We start from the raw sequence: 18,222 nt of genomic DNA on the forward strand, positions 1-18,222 counted from the left end.
CAAAACAGCAGACAGAAATTTATTCCAGATTTATGTCATGAACATGACCAGACTATGCGTTGCCTCTCTCCTCCACCAAGCCACCACGCCATCATGCCGCCTTGGCCTCAAAGATCATGGACTGGTGAGCTGCCACTCCTGCCATTGCGCCATCAGCCACGGCCATTGCCACATTGCCTGCCATGCGGGCGGCATCACCACAGGCGAATACGCCGGGCACGCTGGTGGCCTTGATCTCATTGGTGCGGATAACCGTGCCCATGGGGCCTTCTGTCATTTCGCAAGCCAATTGTGTGGCGAAGGGACTGTTGATGCGAATAGTGCCCATGGTGAACAGGCCATCCATGTCATGTTGCCTGCCGTCTTGCAGCTCTACCGTGGCAAGGCCGCTGATTTTGCTCACAGGTGCGGCTTCTATTGTGACGCCACGTTTTTGCAAAGCCGCCAATTGCTCAGCATCTGGCTCAAAGCATAAATTGGTGAACAGCGTAACTTGTCCCCAGTCTGGCAGCATCATCGCATGGTGATACGACAGCGGGCTGGTAGCCAGTACACCAATGCGGCCATTATCAATTTCATAGCCGTGACAATATGGGCAGTGGAAGATGCTGCGGCCCCAACGTTCTGCCAGGCCTTCAATCGCGGGCAAGTCATCTGTCACACCGGTGGCGAGTATCAGCCTCCGTGCCTGGTAATTGCCCTGTCCCTCAACGGTTACGATAAACCCATCATCCTGACGAGCTACCGATGTTGCCTGCCCTTCTACCCAGGTGACGGTTTTATAGGCCATCAACTGTTCCTTGCCTTCACTGGCAATGGCGCTGGCTTTCTTGCCATCTTGTCCCAGAAAACCGTGTGAGTATTCAACAAAGCGGTTACGGCGCTGCCCACCATCGATGACCAGCACATGCCGCCTGGCGCGTGCGAGTTGCATGGCGGCAGAAAGCCCGGCATAGCTGCCACCGATGATGATGGCATCAAACATCATGCATTTAGTGATGATGGTCATGGCCTTTTCCCTTGTTCTTGCTGTGTGCATTAAATTTGCGGCTGAACTCTGTCGCCAGATCAGCCAGCGTTACGTCACCCAGACGGGCGATGAGCAAGGCCTCTGCTTCGTCAAAGGCAGTTGCGAGTGCTTCGTTGACGACTTGCTCGACCAGACATTCAGGCTTGTCATTGCGGTTGCCCATGGCAAATACGGTAGGTGCGCCGAGGGCATCGTAGATGTCTCGCAAGGTCACTGTTTGCAAGTCGCAAGAAATCACCCAGCCGCCACCATGGCCCTTGTCAGAACTCACGTAGCCACGGCTGCGCAAGCCCGCCAGCACACGCCTGACCAGCACCGGATTGGTTGTCAGGTATTGTGCCAGTTCTTCAGAAGTCATGGCCCGTTGTCCATGCGCCATGTGCAATAGCACGTGGAGGATGGAAGAAAGTTTACTGTCTTTTCTCATGTAACTTATGATAGTACATAATTGAGAAATGTGCTGGGATTTTTAAAGTACAGAAAATAGTCACAATAAAAAAAGGGTGGCCATGATCAGGCCACCCCATTCTTATCTTTTGCGGTCGATGAGTTTTATTTATCCACTTCCCTCGTCAGCATTTCCCATGAAGGCTGGGAAGTGCCATCAGTCGTTGCTGAGACTTTACCGCCAGCAAACTTGAGGTAAGTCGTCGCAGCCTTGCTGAATTCTATGGACTTCATCTTGCACATGGCTTTCTTTGTCGCGGCATCAGCGCAATAGGAAGCAACATTGTCCTTGATGGTAGCGGCAAAATACTTGATCTTGAACATGTCGTCAGTGCTTTGAAAACTGTCGGCCTTGATATCGAATTTGACGTCGCAACCACAAGATGTTTTCAAGCTGCTGGTGGCAGCCTTGACTGCGGGCTCAACTTCATTGCTCATGAAGTCGCGCTCTGCCTTGCCTGCAAATGCAGTCAGTGGCAAGAGCAAGGCGATGCAGGAGATGGCGGCGAGTCTGGAAATTTTCATGCTGGTGTCCTTGTGTGGTTAAAACCTGGAATGTCTTGAAGAGTTTTGCATTCTAAGTTTCAAGAACAGCATGCGGCTAAATGTTTGTAAGTAATTCACGCTGGAAAAATGCCGCTCACAGTGCGTGTCATTTTACTTTGTCACCAGTGCTTACACTTTTGATCACAGTGCATTCTTTCCAAATTCTGGTTCACCGGGATTATTCATCCCAGTGCTTTTCTTTGCCGCCACCAATGGAAAGCCCAGCGCCAGCAATAGATCAGGCTGACTAAGAATAAACTGATCCAGCAGACAATCGCCAGCACACCGCCGGCTTGCGGCGTTCCCCACACCAGCACCCAAAAGAACAAGGCTGGGCCAGCAAGCACACTGGCCAGCAAGGTAATGATGACTTGTGTTTTTTCCTTAAAAACCAGCAGCCCACAAGGCAGAAAAAAACGGCAAGTACTGCGAGCATGGTCAAGCTGCTTGCCAGCGTTTTGCTTTTGCGCACGTCCTCCCAACCGTCGATCAATAAGACATAGCCATATAGTAAATTATCTTTCGCAACCACTTTCACGGCCTCTTTCCCCACCTCATTTTGCTTAGCCTGGTCATTTGCAGTTTGCGATTGAGCTTCCTTTTGCGGCTGCATTTTTGATTCGCATTTGGAAAGAGGCAGTACAAAACAAAGCAATAAAAGAAGGGAAGAAATTTTCCTGATCAAGCTCACCGTCATGATGTGAACTTTCGAATGAATGTGGACTTTCGAATTAAAGAGTACTCGCGGCCCAATCGAAGCACCTGCCGGATTCAACACCAGCGCTTAGCTATCTACAAACCTGTTGCTACTTTATCAAAGTATTACCACTAAATATACTGACATCAGCTGTTCGGCATGTGTTGAACAGAAATAAAAACATTGAACAGCAATCAGCAGCTATTCAAGTTTTTGCCCCTCACTTTAGATACAAGATAAATCAGGAAAACATCATGTTCATACTCAATGCCAGCTATAGTAAAAACCCTGGCGAAGTAGAGCCACATATCAAAGCCCATGGCGAATGGGTGAGCCGTTACCTGAAGGAAGGTATATTCCTGTTCGCTGGCCCCAAAAAGAGTGGGCTCGGCGGCATCATCGCCGTACAGAGCATCAGCAAGGAAAGGCTCTTGCAAATACTGGCGGAAGATTCATATGTGCAGGCAGATGTCGCGGATTACCAGATCATTGATTTTGATTGCAAGGCGACGCAAAGCACGCTGGAAGCTTTGAAGCTGGCTTGAGCATATAGTCTTCAAAGCCCTTGGCATACAAAGCCAGATCAAGGGCTTTGCCATAAAAACAGCGATCTCGTGAACTGTAACAGTGAAAATCGGAGTGCCTGCCATGCGCGCGACGATCATGGCTGCGTTGCAAATACTCGCGATAGCCCCGCTATCGCTGTGTTTTGCGTCTTGCCCTGATGCGCCGGGCGCATGTCTTTCACTCTCGATTCCACTGTTACAGTCCACTAGTGCGGTGAAGACATTTTCATGAAGACCAGGCCACAGATGATGAGCAACAATGCACAAATGCGCATGAAATTCAGTTGCTCTCCAAAGAAGACGATCCCGAGAATAAAGGCACCGACGGCACCTATGCCTGTCCACATGGTATAGGCGGTGCCTAATGGCAGGGTACGCATGGATAAGGCCAGCAAGGCAAAGCTGACTATCATGCCTGCGATGGTGACGATAGAGGGGACAACTTTCGTGAAACCTTCAGACTGCTTCATGGCGAAAGCCCAGACGACTTCAAACAGCCCCGCCAGTATCAATAATATCCAAGCCATGACTGCTCTCCTTTCAAAGAGCCGGGCCGTCCCGGACATTCATTCCCAAACTGGGGAAGGTCGTTCCTCCTGATGGAATCCGTATGGATTCACTTGAATGAGCTGATTAGCCCAATGATGCCAGGAGCAAATTATAGCTTAGCTACCGCCCTGCTGCACATCACGGCCTGATGTAAGCATAGCCCTGCTGCTGCCGCCTGATCAGTTGCGACACGCCTGCTTCAACATAATCGAGATTGTCGAGCATGTCTGATTTGCTGATTTTTTGTGCGCGCATGGTGTTCTCGCAGATCACGACATGGGCACCGAGCTTCATGACTTCTTCTATGCGGCTTGCTACGGGTGTCTCAAACTTGAACATGTCTATGCCGGGGCCATAGGCGACGATTTCTACCTCGACATTTTCCTTGCCCAGGTCTTTGATGACATTCTTCACGTTATTCAAAGCCAGTTCCCATTTGCGGCTTTCGCCATCACTGACCTGAAAAACTACTTTGGATTTTTGTGTTGCCTGCGCTTTGGCAGGCGCGGGTGTTTGTGCCATGACGCTGGCCTGGCCCAGGCTGCTGACTAACAGGACCAGGACTGCTGCCACATTACGGCCATAGTTGGAAAACTGGTTCATATTCACTCCGCTATTTAAAAGTGCTGATTTATGCGGCAACAATAGCAGATTTATAGGCAAACTGATCATGAAATTTTCTGCTTCCTTGCATGGTTTATTTGGCAACACATTACTTTTTTGACAGGTTGCAAAAAAGCATTCTACAAAAACAAGAATGTTAAAAATGGTTGCTTGCATCAGCTTATCTGGATTAAAGTTGGCCTTTCCGCAATTTGCGTTGGCGTAACCGGTCACCCATCAGTTGCATGCGTCTGGTGTTGGCGTATGTGATCAATACGCGACAACCACATGACAACTACGTGACAACTGCGTGACAAGAATGTTGAACAGTTTCCCAGGAAGACGGATATGAAAAAAGTTCTCTCGATTGCAGCTTGCTGCCTGGCTGGTTTTACTGCTCAGGTGCAGGCGCAAAACAACTATAGTCTCTACGTCAGTGAAGGCACATCTGGCGGGCTTGATGCGGCCCAGGTCATAGAAAAATATACTGGCCTGGCAGAAGTCATGGGCAAGGCCCTGGGTAAAAAAGTCACGGTGGTGGTAGCGCGTGAGTTTTCCCAGCTTGAGGAAGGCATGAAAGCCGGCAAGATGGATTTTGTGATTGCCCGGCCCAGTGATTATCCGGCGCGCGGCGTGCGCGACTATAAATATCAACTGGTCTCGACATCCAAGCCTGATGGTCAGTGCCTGCTGATCGTACCCAATGCATCACCATTGAAGAGTATCGCTGACGTGAAGGGCAAACGCATTGCCTTGCCTGAAAAAATTTCTTATATGTCGAAATTCTGTTCGGCAGAATTGACACACAATGGTTTCAACCTGGCGACAGAGAAAATCCAGTATGCCAAAGAACAGGGTGCAGTACTGTTTTACCTGGACAATCTGCTGGCCGATGTTGGTGGCATTGCCTCTTACTCAGGCGTAGCCAAGAACCTTGAAAAAACCGGCCACCGCGTTATCCACACCAGCCAGCCACAACCTTACCAGCCTTTGATTGCCCACCCCAAGATCACGGCAGCGCAAATCCAGGCATTGAAAAAAGAACTTGGGCTACTCGATGAAACCGAAGCAGGCAAACCCACGCTGAAGCAAATCGGTATCAAGGAATTTGATACCGGCAATAATGAACAACGCCTGCGCGATTTGCTGAAGTGGCTGGGCTAAGCCTTAGCTCCAGTTCCAACTCCAGCGCCTCTATCCCATTCCATTCATTAATACGAATGGGATGCAGCCTGGGTAAGCGGGTCATAAATCGATGGCATCATGGGCATGGATGGAACCGGGGTTTTCACCTGTTCTGCCATGTCAAGCATCATCAGCTTTTGCGTACGCAGATAAGGGCTGGGTACTGCCCTTTCTACCACGATGTTCCAGCGCTTCAGGTAGTTGGTCACTGAGCGAATATGGATTTTGACGCCCAGGTGTTTGCTGATGAGCTCAGCGACGGCAGGACGTGTCCATTCAGCAAAGTCCATCTGCAACTGACGTGGTTTGTTGTCACGTATCAGTTGTTGTATTTGCTCTTCCTGCTCGGTACTCATGGCACGGCCTTCGCCTGAACGGCGGCCACGGCGGTGCGGCAGAATGGCATCTGCGCCCTGCTCCTGGTAGCGGGCAATAATCAGGCAGACTGCAGTATAGCTAAGCCCCAGTTCACGTGCGATCTGGACTTTTCTGGCACCGCGCTGGTGGGCGCGTATGACCTGGCGGCGGCGTTCATACTGTTCCAGCGCGCTCAGACTTCTGGCATCTTCTTTTTTGGCGGCAGGTGCAAATACTTGCATGGGCAGTGGCATATTCATACTGAGATCCTTAATGTTGACTATTCAACGAAGAGATGCAGTGAATATAGGCGATTTACAGCTTTATGTGCCCTATACTAAAGTATGAATACAGCACTTCCAGGGTGATTTTCCCTACCTTGATACCAAGGCATTCCCAGATATCGCCCTCTTTCCCGTCATACTGACAAGCCAGCATGAGTGACTTACCGGCCGATACAGTCACTTCTGGCGGCGTCAGCAATATTGCCGTGAATAAAAAAACTGCACAAAGTAGCAGGATGCGCATGTTCTTGTCCTCACACTGCCCGGCCAGCGGGGAAAATGGCTGCCACTTTTGCCAGCCTGAGCCATCGCCAGTAAAGGATGATAGCTGTTGTCAAAGTAATCGCCGCGCAAATCTGCCAGGCTGAGATGAATCCTGACTGTACGTACACCACAATGGAGATGATGCCAAGCACCACTGGTATTCCCATTGCGGCCAGCAATGAAGTTTGGTAAGTAGATTCCATACGGGCATAGTTGTTCAAACTCAGCACGCTCACCGGCAACAGGCAAAAACTGATGATACAGATGATCGCAGACATACGTGTTGACGTTTGCAGGAGATAGATCGCACTGCCAAATATGAAAGTTGTTGTCAGCCACAAACCGAGGAACTGGCGCAACATGGATTGCAAGAGCAGCCTGCCCTGCTGATGTGGATCAGGTAACTTGGCTGTCAACATCAGCAGCCCCAGCTCTCCCTTGCGCTGATAGACCAAGGAGCGCACGATGGAGCTGTATATCGGTGACAGCATGATCAGAGACACCAGACCAACAAAGTAAGCCAGGCCTATATTTTTTTCGTCAAACTTGCTGCTGTGGTTGCCCAAAACCGCAAAGACGATGAACAACAGGGCTGCCATGAATACGACTGAAAAGAAACTGGTCATCCAAAAAACTTGAGCCCCCAGAGAAAACAGCATTAGATCGCCGGCTTTTGCCGGGTTCCTTTTCACTTTTTTCATACTCAGGCGCAACAATAGAGCATAAGGATTGATGAAATTCAGGCTGTAGTACCTGTTCGAAATTTCTTCGCCATTCATTTGCTTTTGCATCATGGCAAAATTCTCTTTGTGCCTGAAATGCTGGTCACCATGGAGCTTAAAAACCCAGTGAAGTACCAATACAGTTAAACCGAGGCCAGCGGCAAAGAATAATACCGGTTGACTCCATGTCGGATCAATGAAAAAACTTTTACCCTTGTCAAAAGCAAAGGGTGTCAGAAATAGCAGCGTGACCACTAAATAAGCCCATTGTGTGCGTATGGCCGCAGTATAAATAAGGAGAGCCACTACCCCAAAAAACCAGCTCAAAGAGAAATGGTCATGATTTAAGCATGCAAAACCCAATGGCATCAGCAAGACAGGAATAGCAAGTGCCACTTGCAAATTACGCTTCAGACCTGGTACCAGCGATGCATTCGCAGGTGTGTATTGCAGGGTAATGTTGGGCACCAGCATGACGAACCAGGTGAAAATCAAAGTAGCCAGAATTCCCCCAGCACAAACGAGCAAGGCCCATATCATTGCTCGCAAACCTGGCTCTTCTGTGCTAGCAAAATAGAGGACGACAAGCGATGCAAGCGTGGTCAGACTCAACAAAATATACATGGTCTTTGACATGCCGACATTCTTGCGCGCATAAACCGGCTGCATCCACACTGAAATAATGGCTTTCATGTTTTCTCTCTCAACGCAGGTATTATGTTGAATAAATGATGTGTTCAGTCCACAGTGTTCACAATGTCATTTCTATGAACAAATCTTCCAGGCTCAGTTTGTCTAGGCGCACATCGCGTCGTACCTGCAATGCCTGCAGTTGTTCATGGCTGAACTGCGCCAGCATCTTGCCTTCTGCAGCATCACCGTCTTTGGCAGTGGTTGACTGGCGCAATATTTTTGTCGGCTGCAATTCTTGCAATACCGCTGGTGCCGCGATGACGCGCACGGTGTTGTCCATCATGTCGTCCAGTGATTGCTGGTGCACGATCTGTCCGCCATTGAGGAAGGCGACATCCATCGCTACCCTTTCCAGATCAGACAGGATATGAGTAGAGAACACGATGGTCGTCTGCTTTTCGATGACGCGGTCTATGAGTTCGCGCAAAAATTCACGGCGGCCTGCGGGGTCAAGGCTGGATACTGGCTCATCCAGGATAAGCAACTCAGGATCATGGGCCAGTGCACGGATGATGGACAGGCGTTGCTTTTGTCCTACCGAGAGTTTGTTGATGGCCTTGTCATAAGGTAGCTCCCAGGCTTGCATCAGTGACTGAACCTTGCTGTCGTTCCAGCGTGGGTACAGTAGCTGGAAGTAGGCCAGCATCTGCCTTGCCGTCAGCCATTCAAACAGGTCACTGCACTGTGGCACATAGGCTATCCGGGCTCGGGTCTCTGCACTGAGTTGCCCTGCTGCTTCGCCATACAGACTGGACTTGCCGCCATCGATATCACGCAAACCCAGCAGGCATTCTATCAATGTCGATTTGCCTGCGCCATTGCGCCCCAACAGACCGACGATACTGCCCGGTGCAATCTGCCAGTCCAGATTTTTCAAGACAGCTTGCCCACTGAACGATTTACTCAATCCCTGGATATGCACGGGTGCATTTAAATGAACTTGCATGCTTATTTTCCTTTAAGAATACTGGTCAAGAGTGCGATGACTGCGCTGGAGTCAAGTTCGAGCTGGCTGGCTTCCAGTGCGATACGTTCAAGACTGGGGCGTAATAATTCCAGCCTGGACGCCAGGGCAGAATTGCCACTGGCCAGGGCCGCCACTTCCATCCCCAGGCCACGGCGACGCACCAGCAAACCCTCGGCTTCGAGCATGCTGTAAGCCTTGGATACTGTCATGGGATTAACTCCCAGCCCGCTGGCGACATCGCGCACAGATGGCATGGCATCGCCTGCAGTAATTTGCCCACCCGCCTGCAGACGTCGTAATTGTTCTATCAACTGGCGATAGATAGGCTCGCTACTGCCGGTAGAAACCTGGAAAATCTCTGCGCCCAACTGGCGCGGCTTTATGTTTGTCATGCCTGGTGCCATGTCTCACGCTCCATGTTCCGGCCTCTCATCGTGTTTAAACGAATACCTGAACACCTCCATCGTCAGGATGAATGCGTCGTGGTAGCTTCACATGGGGTTAATGACTAATACATCACCTTCACGTGTATTAATATAGTAATACACTAATTTTACCATTTCAAGCAATTTTCAGAAAATGCTGGGAGATTTGCTGGATGCAGCAAGTTGACGCAAAAAGTGAGTGGACGGGATGTAAAAAAACGCCAGCAAAGCTGGCGTCTTGAGTAGCGTGTTACTGCGATACCGTGGACAAGGATCAAAACTGATACCTGTCCTCGAGAAGCACTACTTTATGCAATCAGATTACCCGTGGATATAGTCCCGACCGTACCTGTCAATTGCACAAAGAAGTCAGTGTTATCAAACTGGCTGGTATCTGTACCGGTGTTCTGGAACAGATAAGTACCTGCTGCGGTACCTGTCTGTATCGTGATCAGGTAAGCCTGACCAGTGTTATTTAGCACGACTGACAAACCAGCAGTGATGGTAGCGAGGTAATTAGACGTATCGGCATTGCCGATGATGTAAGAACCGACACTCGCTGCATTGACGCCAGTCTTGAAGTAATCCACTCCCGTCGCATTGAAATTACCGACCACGTCTATCTGCGTCTTATTCGACATATTGGCGCCGGTTTCTATCAATGTTTCCGAGCCGGAACCAGCGGTCTGCAGATTAATCGTATCCACCGCCGCACCACCTGTAATGGTAGTCGCTGCAGGACTGGAACCCAACAGGTTCAATGTCTGGCCACCACTACCCAGGGTAATGGTGTTGTCACCCGTGCTCTTGGTATAGTTCAGCGTGACACCTGCGCCATTCATGTTGGTGAGACTGGCCGTACCTATACTGCCTGCCACGTTAATGATTTCAATATTGGCGACTTTGGTACTCAGATCAATGTTCTGGGTTGTGGTAGCACCGATGTTGAGTGTATCTGTACCATTGCCGCCATCCACCGTGGTCAGGTAGGTGATGATCTGGTTGGAAGTGAAGTTGAAGGTATCAGCACCTGTGCCACCGATTACGCTGACAGCCACGTTAGTAGAAGTGAAGTTATTGGTGCCATTGGCGAGGTTATACTTCTCTATCGTGTTGAAGGCATTGAAACTACCAGCCGTAGCCAGGTTCAGCGTCTCGGTTCCTGCGGCATTGACGACGCCGGTAAACTGCGACATCTGGGCAATGGTTGCCGTGATGTTGGCATTATTGGTCACTGTCAGATTTTCAAAGCCGGTGATCGTGGCATTGCTGATATCGGGTGTCGCTGAGAAGAACGCCAGACTATCTGTACCCGTGCCACCAGTATAAGTGCCGAGGATGGTCACGCCATTGAGAGCCAGGCTATTGTTGCCGTTACCCAATGCCGCCGTGCTGGAAACAGTGGCGTTGATCGTGATGTTGTCGTTGCCACTACCGCCAGTGTAGTTAACACCTGCAGTGGCAGAATTCATGTTGACGGTGTTGGTACCGCTTGCACTGCCTTTGACAGTAGCTGCGCCTGTCAGGGCACCGGATGTCCAGGTAAAGCCACCAAGGGTAATGCCGCTTGCATCCACCGTCGTCAACGCGGTGCTCGATGATGACAGGGTCAGGCCTGCATTGCCACTCACATTGATGGTTTTGACTGAGTTACCCAGCCAGGTCACGTTGTCATTGAAAGCGCCTGTCGGTGTAGCCTGGCTATCAACGGTTGTGATATTCGCAGTCTCAACACCGGATGCTGTAATACCGGTGGTCGCAAAAGAAACGCCACCAGTGCTACCATCCGTCAGCGTCAGGTTAATGACATCGTTGACGCCACCCGCAAAGGCGGCATTGGCAAGGGTAACGGCGGTTCCTGCGCCATTGAGCGTGATATTGCTATTGCCAGCCACGTTGGTCAATGTCAGTCCATTGGCGCCAGAGAAAGTGACGTCGTTATAATTACCCAGTACCTGCAAGTCGACGGTCTGGTTGGTGACGTTGGTGAGTGTCAATTTCTCAAAGCCAGTGACATTGGCAGCAAAGGTACCGGAACCTGAAGCTGTGGCAGCATAAGCAGCCGACAGCACTATCGTGTCAGTGCCGGAGCCGCCATTCACAACGATAGGTAACAAGGCTGAGTTGGGAATGAAGGTATCATCGCCTGTACCGCCATTGATCGTAGCAAAGCCGGCCGAGTTGTTATAGGTAATCGTGTTGGTGCCATTAGCCAGGTTCAATACCTTGATGTTGCTGATGGTGCCGCCAGTAGCACCATTATTGAGGGTGACAGTGCCAGCCGTGGTCAGTGTCAGTACATCGGTATCTGCTGCATTGCCAGCAATAGTCGACCCATTGAGACCAGGAATGCTGGACATGAAGATGTCATTAGCGCCAGAGACACCATTGAACGTGCCGCCAGCAGTGACACCGACGGCATTGGCAATACCAAAGTCACTGGCCACAATACTGCCTGTGGTACCACCCAATTTGACGATAAAGTCGCTGCCATCCACTGCTGTTGCGCTACTACCCGAATTCTGGAAGGCATAGGTACCTGCTGCTGTACCACTATTAACGGTGATGGTATAAGCCTGGCCAGTATTGGCAAGGCTCGCCCCCGCTGCTGTTGCCGCAGTCGCAATGGCTGCTGCCAGGTTGCTGCTGTCAGCATTGGCAATAGTCAGGTTAAACAGCGAGGTCGCGATAACGCCAGTTCCGAAACTGTCTGCACCTGCTGCCTTGAAATTATTGACAGTATCCATGGCATTGATGTTCGAGCCTGCCACAATCACATCTGCACCGCTTGCCGTGGTGGACAAATTGATGATATCAGCACCAGAACCGCCAGTGATGGTACTCGCACCTGTGCCCGTACCCAGGATATTGAGGGTCTGGCCGCCAGAACCCAGCGTGATGCCATTGATCGCCGTCGAAGCTGACTTGGTGAAGTTCAGGGTGACGCCAGCGCCGTTTTCATTGGCGACGGTCCAGGTTGCAGTTGTGCCACCTGTGACATTGACTGTTTCTACATTGCTGACTTTGGCAGACATATCCAAAGAGGCGGTTACCGCACCGACATTCAAGGTATCTGTCCCCGCACCACCATTGATGGCTGTGGAAGCAGTAATCATGGCGGAGCTGGCATTGATGGTGTCATTGCCCGTACCACCCGTCACCGATACCAGGCCGGTTGCGGCAGTAAAGGTATTGCTGCCATTGGCCAGTACATAGTTTTCTACATTGGTCTTGCCAGCGATGGTGCCCGCAGTGGTAAAGTTGACTGTCTCGGCACCTGGTGCAATGATGGTGGTGAAGCCGCCATATTGTGCTGCTGTCATGGTGACGGAGGCATTATTGGCGATATTGACCGTTTCAAAGCCACTCACATTGGCTGCGCTGATATTGCTGCCATTGAAGAGGTTCAGTGCATCACTCGTACCCGCACCTGCCACGAATGTGCCAGTGTAAGACTTGCCTTCCAGCGTCAGGGTATTATTGCCCGCGCCCAGATTAATATTGCCAGCCAGTAAGGAGCTGCCAGAATTGGTCAGGTTGACATCGTCGTTGCCAGTTCCGCCGTTGATGGTGGTGATGCCGGAGGTAGCGACAGTGAAGTTGACACTGGTTGCGGTGTTGTCGGTAGCCAGGGTCTTGATATTGGTGATGGTGTTACCATTACCAATGTTGACCGAACCGCCGCCAGAGATGGTGATGGTGTCTGCGTCACTACCATTGCCGTTGACGGTTGTGCCGACCAGTGCGGCCACATTGCCGGTGAAGTTTTCATTGAGGCCAGCTGTGCCATTGAATATACCGCCTGCAGTCAGCACAGTGCTGTTGGCAGACTGGCCATTGCCATTCGATGGACTAGTGCCTATTGTTCCAGCGATGGCCGATGCCCCACCAGACACCACAATCGCATTGGAAGTGGTCATATTATTGACACTGCCGCCCGCCGCATTCGAAGCCGAAGTCACGTCATACACCAGGGTACCGCCAGTGATGGAGATATACGACAGGTCAATGTTGTTCCCACCTGCCACGTCATCCACAATTGTCAACTGATGTGGACCCGCGCCAGTGAATGTCAGTACCGGACCGGACAGGTTCAATGCAGCACGCGCTGCGATTAATGCAGCGTATTGGGAAGCAGTGATCACAACAGCAGAGTTTGCTGTGATGTTTTCAATACCGGACAGAGTTGCACCAGCCAGGTTGATCGCACCGTAAGTGACCAGTGTATCGTTACCTGTACCCAGGTTGATCGTGTCTGTCACAACACGTGCCACGGCATTTGCTGTGGATTGTGCGTTCAGGTTCACACCGTTTTCTGTCGTGTTGTAAGTACCGGCAACATAGTTACCCAGCAAGACAACGCGGTCAGCACCAGCACCCAGGCTCAGGAAGTTGGCGCCACGGGCCAGAGTCACGTCCAGAGCAGATTGTGCTGTCAATGCGCCTGCATCGATCGATACACCAACAGTGGCGTTAGCAACGTTGACGTTGTCCAGTGCGCGGATAGTCAGACGTTCTACGTGTGTTGTTGTGTTAGCAGCCTGGTAGCCGTCAACCAGTGCATCAACGATCGTGTCGTTCAACTGGATTTGGGACACTTGGGTGACTGCTGTGTCGTTGGTCAGTTCGATGTTACCGATGTTGCTGATACCGTTGAAGTCACCGATCGCTGCGTTTGTTGCATTGCGCAGTTCGATGACGTCATCATTCTTCTGGCTGTTGTTGGTGGTGTTGTTGTCCACTGCACCGCCGTTGATGGCGTGTGTACCATTGAAGTTGGCATCTGTGAAGATGATACGGTCTGCTGTGCGGCTTGCACCTTCTTCGCCGTTGTAGCTGAAGCGGCTTGTGGCGCTCAGGCTACGGGCGTCGATGACGACTGCGCTTTCAACGGCTGTACCAGCTGTGTCTGCGGCGTTAGCTGCATCATTGGCTGTGTCGTTGTCGTTGACGATAGCCAGAACACCACCGTTGTTGTTGGCAGCGATCAGGGCATCTGTCAATGTCAGACGGTAGTTACCTGCACCGTCAACACCGGCGTTGTTGGAGGTACCAACCAGACGGATTGTTTCGAAACCGGAAACGTTAGTCCATTCAGACGCGCCCAGAGCGATGGTGTCGCCCAGTGCTGCACCTGTCAGGTCGCCGTCGATGACGAGTGTGTCTGTACCAGCACCACCTACGACTGTGTCGGAGATTGTCAGGCCAGCACGTGTGTCTTGCAGGTTATCGAAAGTGACTGTGTCGTTACCAGCACCCATCTTGATGTTTTGCGCGCCGTTAGCTGCACCGCTGGTGGAAACACGAACGATAACGCTGGCTGTTTCTGCGGATGCATCGATGTTAGCGGCGATCAGTTTGATCTGGCCAGCTGTTTTGGACAACTCTTGTACGCCAGCGATGTTGGCTGCGGCGCCGCCTGTTGTGTCGATACGGTACAAACCACCGTTACCAGCGACTGTGGTGTCGAGGTTGAGGAATGTTGTTGTGGAACCAGCACCTGCTGTTGTACCAATCGTGATGGTGCCTGTGTGGGCAGCAACGTTGGCGAGAGCAACTGTGTTGGATTCTGTATCAGCATCGACCAGAGTGATGTTTTCAACAGCGTTGGTGTTCAATACGAAGTTGAAACGTGGGTCAACGTTCAAGCCTTCAGCGATCGTGACAGCAACGGTATCGGATGCACCAGTCGCAGTCGCCAGGTTGGCGTTGATGGTGGATTGGCCGATGGCGTTGGAGCCTGTGTCGCTATGACGGATGGTGATGGCTGCAGCTTGACCAACACTCAGGTTGTTGAGTGTGAACACGTCTGTACCAGCGACTGGTGCGGAGTTCGCAGGAGCTGCGACGTTGGTGTTGGAGACGTTGCGAACCAGTACGCCTGTGACGTCTGGCAGTTTGGCGAAGTCAACTGTGGAAGCGGCGTTGTTCAACAACACTTGCACTGCTTCTACTTTGGTGATGATGGAGGAACCAGCTGCACCGGCTGTGACGTTACCGCCGTTGACGATGACCAGGGTATCTGTACCGTCGCCGCCTGTGATGCTGTCGCCTGTTTCTACTGTGTCTGCCAGGTAGAATGTGTCGTTACCAGAACCGCCAGTGATGGTGACGTTTTGAACGGAACCGGATGTGTCAGCTTTACCAGTGGTGAAGATGCCATTGCCGAGGTTCAGGGTCAGGTTGCCTTTGAATGCGGATGCATCAATGGCGGACAGACGGCCTGCTGCTTGGAGGATACCACCGGAGAAGTTGGTGGATTCAATGGTTGTTACACCATTAACAACATTGGATGTTTGGGCCAGTGTGAGGTCTTTGTCGCCAGTGATGATGACTTTGCCTGCTGTACCTGTGTCCATTGGCAGGTTGAGTGTGCCGATGTTGTTGGTGTTGCCTGTGCTGTTGATGGTCAGTGTTTCGTAACCTTGGTTGCCTACGCCTGCGGCGGATGTGCCGGAGGTGTTTTGACCAATGTTGACGGTACCAACTTGGACGTCGGACAGGTTCAGTGTACCTGCATTGGCGCCGAGCAGTGTGCCGTTGCCGAAGGAGAATTCAACGACGCCAGCGTTGTTGGCGTTGGTGCTTGTCAGGGACAGTGTGTCGAGAACGGATTTGATGTTTTCGATACGGGCAACGTTTGTACCTGCTGTGGAGGCGATACGGTTGATACCAACATTCTTCAAGCCAGTGGCATCTTGCAAGTCAACTGCAACAACGGCGTTGTTGTTGACGTTTTGTGCATCAGCAGAGCCAGTGAACGTGAAGTTCGCTGTCTGGATGTTTTTGAGCGTTGGGGTGATGATTGGCGCGCCGTTGTCATTGGAGTTACCCAGTGTGGCTGTCAATTTGTTGTTGGCTGTGGCGGATGTGTTGGAGCCTGTCAGGACGTCTTCGTCTTGCAGGGCGTTGACACGGGAACCACCGTTTGGTGTGTAGACGAGGCCAGCTGTGAAGTTCTCAGCTGTAGCGATGTCTGTGTTGCTGGTCAGTGCGAAGTCTTTAACACCACCACCGTTGACGATGGATGTCAGGACTGCATCTTGAACTGCGATCTGGGATGCTTGTGTGGCGGAATCCAACACTTTGCTGAGCCAGTCCTTGGCCAGGGCTGTGTTGGCTGGCAGGGAGTAGGCAACGATTTCTTCGTTGGTGTCGATGGCTGTTGTGAAGGATGTCGCTGCAGCAACTTTGGAGTCAACGGCAACTTTGTCTGCACCAGTAGCACCACCGAGGATGGCCAGAGCGGCTTGACCCAGTGTGACTTTGCCGTTCAACAGTTGGCCTGTCCAGTAGTTGAGACCGGCTACGTCAGCTTTGTGGCCGAACAGGTTGTTGTAGATGGTGTTGACGGTGTCTTCTGTTGTTTTACCAGCGAATACGGTGGCGTATTCTGCTTGTTTGGAGAAGCTGTCGGCGATTTGGTTCAGTGTCAAACCTTGGGCCATCCAGTAGGCCAGACCATTTGGGTCTGCTGGGCGGTTGAAATATGCGATGTAAAGCTTTTGGATATCAGCAGACGTATTAGCCATTAACAACCCCAGAAAAAATTCACGTATAAAACGTTACAATTAGAATAAGTACCAATGTTACTAATAGTAACATTGCTGGAAAAGAAAAATTTCCATTCCAGCTTGGGCAACATAAATATAACAATTTTTAAATTTCTCTTTACATTGTTCCAGAACAAACCAATGCCATTTGTAGTTATTTGACAACTTCCACATCTATTTTTCGCCTCTTGCACCTGACTCAGGGTCAGGGTTTATCATCCTGGCCACGATCAAGTAAGCACGTAAGTAAGCAAATAAGTAAGCAAATAAGTAAGCACATGAGCAGGCGAAAAATGAAATTAAAAGTAGGTGAGCTTGCAAAACGCACCGGTCTGACCGTCCGCGCCTTGCATCACTATGACAAGATAGGCCTGTTACGTCCCTCGGTAAGAGCTGACAATACTTACCGTCTGTATGATGATGACGACGTCTTGCGGCTATATCGCATACAGGCACTGCGCCGCCTGCAGTTATCGCTGGATGAAATCGGGGTGATACTCGCTGATAACAATGTCAGCATGACCGATATTGTCAGTCAGCAAATCAGCCTGATGGAAAAACAGGCGCGTGAAGCCCTGGCCTTGCGCGACCACTTGCTCACACTCTCGGAACATCTTGCCGGTCAACAATTACCAGTTGTCGATGACTGGCTGACTGCGCTGGAAATGACAGTCCACAGCGAAAAATATTTCACTCCTGCAGAACTCACGGCATTACGGCAAAGACGCAGCGCCGTGGATACGATTGACAAATCGGCACTCATTAAAGCCTTGCGTGAATTGATGGAAAAACAGGTATCACCACAGGATGAACTGGCTCAATCCCTGAGCCAGCGCTGGCTGCAGTGCATGCAGGAAGAAAGTGGGGGTGATGCCGCGATCCTGATCAAGTTTTACCAGATGCAGAGTGAAGAAAAAGCGCTGCAATTATTCTCAGGACTGGATCAGGCCACGCTTGATTACATGGTACGCGCCCTCGCCTGCGCCACACTGCACCTGTATGCAGCATATTGCCTGCCGGATGAAATAGAAGTCTTGCGCCAGCATAGTCTGACAGATGCCGCTCACTGGCCTGCACTGATCGCCGCCCTGCACCTGGAATGCGAAGCGGGTACCCGTGTACACCATCTCAAAGTACAGGAACTGGCAAAAAAATGGCTGGCATTGTCCTTGAAGAAAGCGGGCAACAGTCCCGGCTTGCAAAAGAAAATCCAGCAAGCTTTTGCAGAACACCCAGTCTTGCGCATGGGCATAGACAATCGCCTGTTTGACTACCTGCAGTCAGCATTGAAAACAGTAGCACTATAAAATGTACGCATATTCTTTTGATCAGAC

At 51.0% G+C, this 18,222-nt stretch carries 15 protein-coding genes; 3 read left to right on the top strand and 12 right to left on the bottom strand.

Features of this window, described 5'->3' with window-relative positions:
• Nucleotides 1–91: 91 nt before the first annotated feature.
• The 4 genes from UNDKW_RS18125 to UNDKW_RS18140 all read right to left on the bottom strand — a co-directional run bounded on the left by UNDKW_RS18125 (nt 92) and on the right by UNDKW_RS18140 (nt 2,720).
• The gene (locus UNDKW_RS18125; protein ID WP_232063036.1) at nt 92–1,009 is read right to left on the bottom strand and encodes an NAD(P)/FAD-dependent oxidoreductase; all 918 of its coding nucleotides are present in this window, start codon (nt 1,007–1,009) and stop codon (nt 92–94) included.
• Nucleotides 993–1,457 carry an Rrf2 family transcriptional regulator gene (locus tag UNDKW_RS18130; protein ID WP_162059829.1) on the bottom strand — a complete coding sequence of 155 codons (465 nt, stop codon included), beginning with the start codon at nt 1,455–1,457 and terminating at the stop codon, nt 993–995. Before UNDKW_RS18130 ends, UNDKW_RS18125 begins: the two co-directional genes overlap by 17 nt.
• 125 nt (nt 1,458–1,582) lie before the next feature.
• Entirely contained in the window at nt 1,583–2,002 is a 420-nt protein-coding gene (locus tag UNDKW_RS18135; RefSeq protein ID WP_162059830.1) for a hypothetical protein, read from the bottom strand.
• Nucleotides 2,003–2,270: 268 nt separating this feature from the next.
• Nucleotides 2,271–2,720: a hypothetical protein gene (locus UNDKW_RS18140; protein WP_162059831.1), complete on the bottom strand. Its 450-nt coding sequence runs from the start codon at nt 2,718–2,720 to the stop codon at nt 2,271–2,273.
• A 254-nt stretch (nt 2,721–2,974) separates the two neighbouring features.
• Between UNDKW_RS18140 and UNDKW_RS18145 the strand changes: the two genes are divergently transcribed.
• Entirely contained in the window at nt 2,975–3,265 is a 291-nt protein-coding gene (locus tag UNDKW_RS18145) for a YciI family protein (RefSeq protein ID WP_162059832.1), read from the top strand.
• A gap of 227 nt (nt 3,266–3,492) precedes the next feature.
• On the opposite strand, the gene sugE is transcribed toward UNDKW_RS18145, so the two are convergent.
• Nucleotides 3,493–3,813, bottom strand: a complete 321-nt coding sequence (gene sugE / locus UNDKW_RS18150) for a quaternary ammonium compound efflux SMR transporter SugE (RefSeq protein WP_162059833.1) — start codon at nt 3,811–3,813, stop codon at nt 3,493–3,495.
• A 160-nt stretch (nt 3,814–3,973) separates the two neighbouring features.
• On the bottom strand, nt 3,974–4,438 hold the full coding sequence (locus tag UNDKW_RS18155; protein WP_232063037.1) for a DsrE family protein: 465 nt from the start codon (nt 4,436–4,438) through the stop codon (nt 3,974–3,976).
• 348 nt (nt 4,439–4,786) lie between these two features.
• On the opposite strand from UNDKW_RS18155, the gene UNDKW_RS18160 reads away from it, so the two are divergent.
• The gene (locus tag UNDKW_RS18160) at nt 4,787–5,602 is read left to right on the top strand and encodes a phosphate/phosphite/phosphonate ABC transporter substrate-binding protein (RefSeq protein ID WP_162059834.1); all 816 of its coding nucleotides are present in this window, start codon (nt 4,787–4,789) and stop codon (nt 5,600–5,602) included.
• A 47-nt stretch (nt 5,603–5,649) separates the two neighbouring features.
• On the opposite strand, the gene UNDKW_RS18165 is transcribed toward UNDKW_RS18160, so the two are convergent.
• The 6 genes from UNDKW_RS18165 to UNDKW_RS18190 all read right to left on the bottom strand — a co-directional run bounded on the left by UNDKW_RS18165 (nt 5,650) and on the right by UNDKW_RS18190 (nt 16,867).
• Complete coding sequence (locus UNDKW_RS18165; protein ID WP_162059835.1) at nt 5,650–6,240, bottom strand: helix-turn-helix domain-containing protein; 591 nt, start codon at nt 6,238–6,240, stop codon at nt 5,650–5,652.
• A 55-nt stretch (nt 6,241–6,295) separates the two neighbouring features.
• Entirely contained in the window at nt 6,296–6,508 is a 213-nt protein-coding gene (locus tag UNDKW_RS18170; protein ID WP_162059836.1) for a hypothetical protein, read from the bottom strand.
• Between the two features lie 10 nt (nt 6,509–6,518).
• Nucleotides 6,519–7,943, bottom strand: coding sequence for a hypothetical protein (locus tag UNDKW_RS18175; protein WP_162059837.1), 1,425 nt, complete (start codon nt 7,941–7,943; stop codon nt 6,519–6,521).
• A gap of 58 nt (nt 7,944–8,001) precedes the next feature.
• On the bottom strand, nt 8,002–8,889 hold the full coding sequence (locus tag UNDKW_RS18180; protein WP_162059838.1) for an ABC transporter ATP-binding protein: 888 nt from the start codon (nt 8,887–8,889) through the stop codon (nt 8,002–8,004).
• Nucleotides 8,890–8,891: 2 nt separating this feature from the next.
• Nucleotides 8,892–9,302 carry a GntR family transcriptional regulator gene (locus tag UNDKW_RS18185; protein ID WP_174247605.1) on the bottom strand — a complete coding sequence of 137 codons (411 nt, stop codon included), beginning with the start codon at nt 9,300–9,302 and terminating at the stop codon, nt 8,892–8,894.
• Between the two features lie 341 nt (nt 9,303–9,643).
• Nucleotides 9,644–16,867 carry a DUF4214 domain-containing protein gene (locus UNDKW_RS18190; protein WP_162059839.1) on the bottom strand — a complete coding sequence of 2,408 codons (7,224 nt, stop codon included), beginning with the start codon at nt 16,865–16,867 and terminating at the stop codon, nt 9,644–9,646.
• A 314-nt stretch (nt 16,868–17,181) separates the two neighbouring features.
• On the opposite strand from UNDKW_RS18190, the gene UNDKW_RS18195 reads away from it, so the two are divergent.
• A complete protein-coding gene (locus tag UNDKW_RS18195) occupies nt 17,182–18,195 on the top strand; it encodes a MerR family transcriptional regulator (protein WP_162059840.1) in 1,014 nt (337 codons plus the stop codon).
• Nucleotides 18,196–18,222 lie beyond the last annotated feature (27 nt).

Source organism: Undibacterium sp. KW1, from assembly GCF_009937955.1.
Taxonomy (GTDB): domain Bacteria; phylum Pseudomonadota; class Gammaproteobacteria; order Burkholderiales; family Burkholderiaceae_D; genus Undibacterium.